Raw genomic sequence first — 6,131 nt, 5'->3', positions numbered from 1 at the left:
GCCCCAACGGCGCCGGCAAGAGCACCATGGTCAACCTGCTGTCCGGCCACCTCAAGCCCAGCGCCGGGCAGATTCTGTTTCACGGCCGCGACATGACCGGCCTGGCACCCAACCGGGTGTCGCACCTGGGCATCGGCCGCAGCTTCCAGCGCACCAATATCTTCCCCAGTTTCACCTGCCTGGAAAACTGCTGGCTGGCTGCGCAATCGCGATTGAAGAACTCCTTCCGTTTCTTCCGCCGCTGCGAGGCCTACGCCGAGGTGCGCGAGCGCGCCGAACAGGCGCTGGAACTCTGCGGCCTGGCCCGGCACCGCGACACCCTGGCCGATGCCCTGAGCTACGGCGAACAGCGCCAGCTGGAGATTGGCATGGTGCTGGCCACCGAGCCGAGCTTCCTGTTGTTCGACGAACCTATGGCCGGCATGGGCAAGGACGAGTCGGCGCGGGTGGTCGAGCTGCTGGCAAGGCTATCGAAGCAGTACGCCATGGTCCTGGTCGAACACGACATGGACGCGGTGTTCAGCATCGCCCACCGCCTGACGGTGATGGTCAACGGCGAGATGCTGGCCAGCGGTCCGCTGGACCAGGTGCGCAACGATCCGGCGGTACAGCAAGCCTATCTGGGCGACGGCGAGGAGCAATTCTGATGAGTACACAAGCCCTGGTGCAGGCTACGGGCCTGCACACTTACTACGGCAACAGCCACGTCCTGCATGGCGTCGACCTGCATATAAAGCCGGGCGAGACCCTGGCACTGATGGGCCGCAATGGCATGGGCAAGAGCACCACCATCCGCTCCTTGCTCGGCCTGACGCCGGCGCGCCGCGGCGAGGTGCTGATTCGCGGCGAGCGCTGCAACGGCCGCGCCACCCACCAGATCATCCGCCGCGGCATCGGCTACGTGCCGGAGGGCAGGGGCATGTTCCCCAACCTGAGCGTGCGCGAGAGCCTGATCATGGCCGCCCGGCCGGGCCTGGACGGACGCAGTGACTGGAGCCTGGAACGGGTACTGGAGACCTTCCCGCGCCTGGCCGAGCGCTTCGCTCACCTGACCGGCAACCTCTCCGGCGGCGAGCAGCAGATGGTCGCCATCGGCCGTGCGCTGATGACCAACCCCGAGCTGATGATTCTCGACGAGGCCACCGAGGGCCTGGCGCCGTTGATCCGCAAGGAGATCTGGCAGGTGATCCGCCTGATCAAGGCCAGCGGCATCGCCACCCTGGTGGTGGACAAGNNGAGCCAGCCGGAAATACTCCAGACTCATATCGGCCTGTAAGGCCAGGGAACCCGAACATGAACCATTCGACTGCCATTGAGCCAGTGCGCAGCTGGCAGAAACCTCTGGCGACCCTGCTGCAACTGACGGCCGTGTTGGCGGCCGCTGGTCTGCTGTTCGATAGCGGCCAGCACGGCTGGCTGGCGGTGCTGGTGCTGACCAGCGCCGGGCTGGCCGGCGTGCTCTACCACTGGCTGCCGCCGACTCTGGTGCAACTGCCGCCGGCGCCGTTGCCCACGCCGGAGCCGTCGCCGCTGTTGGCGCCGGTCGCGCTTGCTGCGGTGCCCGAGCCGCAGCCTGACCCGACCTTGCCGTTGCGTGCGCCCCTGGCCCAGTTGCTCGACGGCATTCTACGCACCGAGGAGGACATGCAATACGCCACCGACCTGGCGCGGGCGGGGGGCGAGAAGGTGCAACTCAGCGCCGCCAGCATCCAGGCCTGCGAGGCGGCGATCCGCGAACTGGCCGGCTACATGGGCAGCATCGACCAGGTGTTCGACGAGCTGTCGCAGCAGTCGATGCGCATCGGCGCCATCGTCAGCAGCATTCAGGACATCGCCAAGCAGACCAACCTGCTGGCGCTCAACGCGGCCATCGAGGCGGCGCGCGCCGGTGAGCATGGACGCGGTTTCGCCGTGGTGGCCGATGAGGTGCGCAACCTGGCCCAGCGTGCCAACGAGTCCAGCGAGCAGATCCGCCAGATCGCCGGCGGCCTGCAGAAGTCGGCGCAGGAGGCGCGGGCCGGGGTCGAGCACATCGCCCAATCCGCCAGCACCGGCCTGGACAAGTCCGCCGCAGCCTTGTCTGCCATGGGCGAGATGCGTGCCGGCGCTGCGGCAAGGCTGGCGATAGTCGAGCGCATCGTTCAGCGCCTGAACGAGCAGCGCGCCCTGACCCAGGGCATGGTCGAACTGGTCGATTAGACAGTGTTCGGTAATCGAACGGTTAAGCGATTATCGGATTGTTTGAAGGCACCACTCGGCCTACTGTTGACTCACCCGCCACCTTCAACCGGTGGCATCGTCAACCGAGAGAGAACTACTCCGATGGCCGAAATCATATCCCTTGGCGAAGCGGTCAAGCGCTTCGTCAACGACGGCGACACCGTCGCCCTCGAAGGCTTCACCCACCTGATCCCGACTGCCGCCAGCCACGAGATCATTCGGCAGAACAAGCGCGAACTGACCCTGGTGCGCATGACCCCCGATCTGGTCTACGACCTGCTGATCGGTGCTGGCTGCGCCAAGAAGCTGGTGTTCTCCTGGGGTGGTAATCCCGGCGTCGGCTCGCTGCACCGTCTGCGCGACGCGGTGGAGAAGGGCTGGCCGCAGCCGCTGGAGATCGAGGAACACAGCCACGCCGACATGGCCAACGCCTATGTCGCCGGCGCCTCGGGTCTACCGTTCGCGGTGCTGCGTGCCTACGCCGGTTCCGACCTGCCCAAGGTCAACCCCCTGATCAAGACCGTCACCTGTCCGTTCACTGGCGAAGTACTGGCGGCGGTGCCCTCGGTACGCCCGGACGTCACCGTGATCCACGCGCAGAAGGCCGACCGCAAGGGCAACGTGCTGCTCTGGGGCATCCTCGGCGTGCAGAAGGAAGCGGCCCTGGCGGCCAAACGTTGCATCGTCACCGTGGAAGAAATCGTCGACGACCTGAACGCGCCGATGAACGCCTGCGTACTGCCGAGCTGGGCGCTGACCGCGGTCTGCCATGTGCCGGGCGGCGCCCATCCGTCCTACGCGCTGGGTTACTCCGAGCGGGATAACCGCTTCTACCAGGCCTGGGACCCGATCGCCCGCGACCGCGAGACTTTCACGGCGTGGATCGATACCTATATCCGTGGCACCGAGGATTTCGCCGCGTTCCAGCAGAAAATCGCGGAGGGCAAGTAATGAGCGCCTACAGCACCAATGAAATGATGACCGTGGCCGCCGCCCGCCGCCTGAACAACGGCGCGGTGTGCTTCGTCGGCATCGGCCTGCCGTCCAAGGCCGCCAACCTGGCGCGCCTGACTTCCTCGCCGGACGTGGTATTGATCTACGAATCCGGCCCAATCGGCGCCAAGCCGACCGTTCTGCCGCTGTCCATCGGCGACGGTGAACTGGCCGAGACCGCCGACACCGTGGTGCCGACCGGCGAGATCTTCCGCTACTGGCTGCAGGGCGGGCGCATCGACGTCGGCTTTCTCGGCGCGGCCCAGGTCGACAAGTTCGGCAACATCAACACCACGGTGATCGGCGACTACCACTCGCCGAAAGTACGCTTGCCGGGCGCCGGTGGCGCGCCGGAGATCGCCGGTTCGGCCAAGCAGGTGCTGATCATTCTCAAGCAGTCGCACCGCACCTTCGTCGACAAGCTGGCCTTCATCACCTCGGTCGGGCATGGCGAGGGCGGCGACCACCGCAAGCAGCTGGGTCTGCCCGGCGCCGGCCCGGTGGGGATCATCACCGACCTGTGCATCATGGAGCCGGAGGAGGGTACCCACGAGTTCATCGTCACCTCGCTGCACCCGGGCGTCAGCCGCGAGCAGGTGGTGGCCGCCACCGGTTGGGCCATCCGTTTCGCCGACAGCGTCGCCGAGACTGCCGCACCGACGGCGCTGGAACTCGAAGCCCTGCGCGCCCTGGAGGCCCGCACCGCGGCCGCTCACGGCCAGGCCGGAGGTGAGGAATGAGCCGCGACGTCTATATCTGCGACGCCGTGCGCACGCCCATCGGCCGCTTCGGCGGCGGCCTGGCGCCGGTACGTGCCGACGACCTGGCGGCGGTGCCGCTCAAGGCGTTGATCGAGCGCAACCCGCAGCTCGACCTGAGCCAGGTTGATGAAGTGTTTATGGGCTGCGCCAACCAGGCCGGCGAAGACAATCGCAACGTCGCGCGTATGGCCTCACTGCTTGCCGGCCTGCCGGACACGGTGCCGGGGGTGACCCTCAATCGCCTCTGCGCCTCGGGCATGGATGCGGTTGGCACGGCGTTCCGCGCCATCGCCAGCGGCGAGATGGAGCTGGCCATCGCCGGCGGCGTCGAGTCCATGTCGCGCGCGCCCTATGTCATGGGCAAGGCCGACAGCGCCTATGGCCGCAACCAGAAGATCGAAGACACCACCATCGGCTGGCGCTTCATCAACCCGCTGATGGAGGCCCAGTACGGCGTGGATGCCATGCCGCTGACCGCCGACAACGTCGCCGACGACTACCAGATCAGTCGTGCCGATCAGGACGCTTTCGCTGTACGCAGCCAGCAGCGTGCAGCCGCCGCCCAGCAGGCCGGCTTCTTCGCCGAAGAAATCGTGCCGGTCACCATCAAGGGCCGCAAGGGCGACACAGTGGTCGAACAGGACGAGCATCTGCGTCCGGAAACCAGCCTGGACACCCTGGGCAAACTCAAGCCGGTCAACGGTGAAGGCAAGACGGTTACCGCCGGCAACGCTTCGGGGGTCAACGACGGCGCTGCGGCGCTGATCCTGGCCAGTGCCGATGCGGTGCAGAAGCACGGCCTGACCCCGCGTGCCCGCGTACTGGGCATGGCCAGCGCTGGCGTGGCGCCACGAATCATGGGCTACGGCCCGGTACCGGCGGTGCGCAAGCTGTGCGAACGCCTGGACCTGCAGGTCAGCGATTTCGACGTGATCGAACTCAACGAAGCCTTCGCCAGCCAGGGCCTGGCGGTGCTACGCGACCTCGGCCTGGCCGACGACGCGGCGCAGGTCAACCCGAATGGCGGCGCCATCGCCCTCGGCCATCCACTGGGCATGAGCGGCGCGCGCCTGGTACTGACCGCGCTGCACCAACTGGAGAAGTCCGGCGGCAAGCGCGGCCTGGCGACCATGTGCGTCGGCGTCGGCCAGGGCCTGGCGTTGGCCATCGAGCGGGTTTAGTAGCGGAGCAGGGGACAGCATGGTGCTGTTTGGTACCGTCTCGTCTACCGCAATAAAGCCTACGCTTCACACACTCAACACCTGATGTGCCGGTCGAGCCAAAAGACAAATTCCGACCCGAACCGGCACATTTTATGAACCGTTGAAAATAGGAGTCTCTTCGTGCCCTTCGTACACCTCGCCGACGGCCAACTGCATTACCAACTCGACGGCCCAGCCGCTGCACCGGTGCTGGTACTGTCCAACTCCCTGGGCACCGATCTGCATATGTGGGATGCGCAGATACCCGCATTCACCGAGCAGTTCCGCGTGCTGCGTTACGACACCCGCGGCCATGGCCAGTCGCTGGTAAGCGAAGGCTTTTACAGCATCGAGCAGAATGCCCGCGACGTGCTGACGCTGCTCGAGGCCCTGGATATCCCCAAGGTGCACTTCTGCGGTCTGTCCATGGGCGGCCTGATCGGTCAGTGGCTGGCGATAAACGCCGGTGAGCGCCTGGATAAACTGGTGCTGTGCAATACCGCGGCGAAGATCGCCAGCCCCGAGGTGTGGAACCCACGCATCGACAGCGTACTGCGCGAGGGTCAGGTCGCCATGCAGACGCTGCGCGACGCCTCCATTGCCCGCTGGTTTACCGCCGAGTTCGCTGCTAACCAGCCGGCTAAGGTCAAGGCGTTGGTCGCCATGCTCGCGCAGACGTCGTCGCGAGGCTACGCGGCCAACTGTGCCGCGGTGCGCGATGCCGACTTCCGCGAACAACTTGGGGCGATCCAGGCGCCGACCCTGATCGTCTGCGGCAGCGCCGATCCGGTTACCACTCCAGCCGACGGCCAGTTCATGGCCGAGCGCATCGTCGATTCCAAACTGGTCGAATTGCACGCCGCGCACCTGTCCAACGTCGAAGCCGGCGAACTGTTCAGCCGCGCGGTGTTGGAGTTTCTAAACACCTGAATCTATCGCAGGAGAGCCTCTTACT

The 6,131-nt window shown here is 66.1% G+C and carries 6 protein-coding genes and 1 pseudogene; all 7 read left to right on the top strand.

Going from position 1 to position 6,131, the window contains the following annotated elements; translation table 11 throughout:
* A partial coding sequence (locus TMS3_RS17920) for an ABC transporter ATP-binding protein (RefSeq protein WP_025166667.1) occupies positions 1-647 on the top strand: 647 nt, incomplete at its 5' end.
* Positions 647-1,276 (top strand): ABC transporter ATP-binding protein, encoded by a 630-nt coding sequence (locus TMS3_RS17915; RefSeq protein WP_025166666.1) that lies wholly within the window; start codon positions 647-649, stop codon positions 1,274-1,276. The genes TMS3_RS17920 and TMS3_RS17915, both read left to right, overlap by 1 nt.
* Positions 1,277-1,791: 515 nt before the next feature.
* A pseudogene (locus tag TMS3_RS26050) lies at positions 1,792-2,199 on the top strand (methyl-accepting chemotaxis protein); the annotation flags it as partial.
* Between the two features lie 123 nt (positions 2,200-2,322).
* Positions 2,323-3,171, top strand: coding sequence for a CoA transferase subunit A (locus TMS3_RS17905; RefSeq protein WP_025166664.1), 849 nt, complete (start codon positions 2,323-2,325; stop codon positions 3,169-3,171).
* Positions 3,171-3,953: a CoA-transferase subunit beta gene (locus TMS3_RS17900; RefSeq protein WP_025166663.1), complete on the top strand. Its 783-nt coding sequence runs from the start codon at positions 3,171-3,173 to the stop codon at positions 3,951-3,953. Before TMS3_RS17905 ends, TMS3_RS17900 begins: the two co-directional genes overlap by 1 nt.
* Positions 3,950-5,155 (top strand): 3-oxoadipyl-CoA thiolase, encoded by a 1,206-nt coding sequence (pcaF, locus tag TMS3_RS17895; RefSeq protein WP_025166662.1) that lies wholly within the window; start codon positions 3,950-3,952, stop codon positions 5,153-5,155. Before TMS3_RS17900 ends, pcaF begins: the two co-directional genes overlap by 4 nt.
* Positions 5,156-5,317: 162 nt before the next feature.
* Positions 5,318-6,106, top strand: coding sequence for a 3-oxoadipate enol-lactonase (gene pcaD, locus TMS3_RS17890; protein ID WP_025166661.1), 789 nt, complete (start codon positions 5,318-5,320; stop codon positions 6,104-6,106).
* Positions 6,107-6,131 lie beyond the last annotated feature (25 nt).

The organism is Pseudomonas taeanensis MS-3 (genome assembly GCF_000498575.2).
GTDB classification, from domain to species: Bacteria; Pseudomonadota; Gammaproteobacteria; order Pseudomonadales; family Pseudomonadaceae; genus Aquipseudomonas; species Aquipseudomonas taeanensis.
The sequence above is the reverse complement of the archived record's forward strand: the minus strand, read 5'-3'. Positions and strand labels throughout refer to the sequence as shown.

What these genes read in the sequence shown, in the direction of transcription:
- TMS3_RS17905 (WP_025166664.1), top strand. Translation starts at nt 2,323, where the DNA reads ATGGCCGAAATCATATCCCTTGGCGAAGCGGTCAAGCGCTTCGTCAAC.
- TMS3_RS17900 (WP_025166663.1), top strand. Translation starts at nt 3,171, where the DNA reads ATGAGCGCCTACAGCACCAATGAAATGATGACCGTGGCCGCCGCCCGC.
- pcaF (WP_025166662.1), top strand. Translation starts at nt 3,950, where the DNA reads ATGAGCCGCGACGTCTATATCTGCGACGCCGTGCGCACGCCCATCGGC.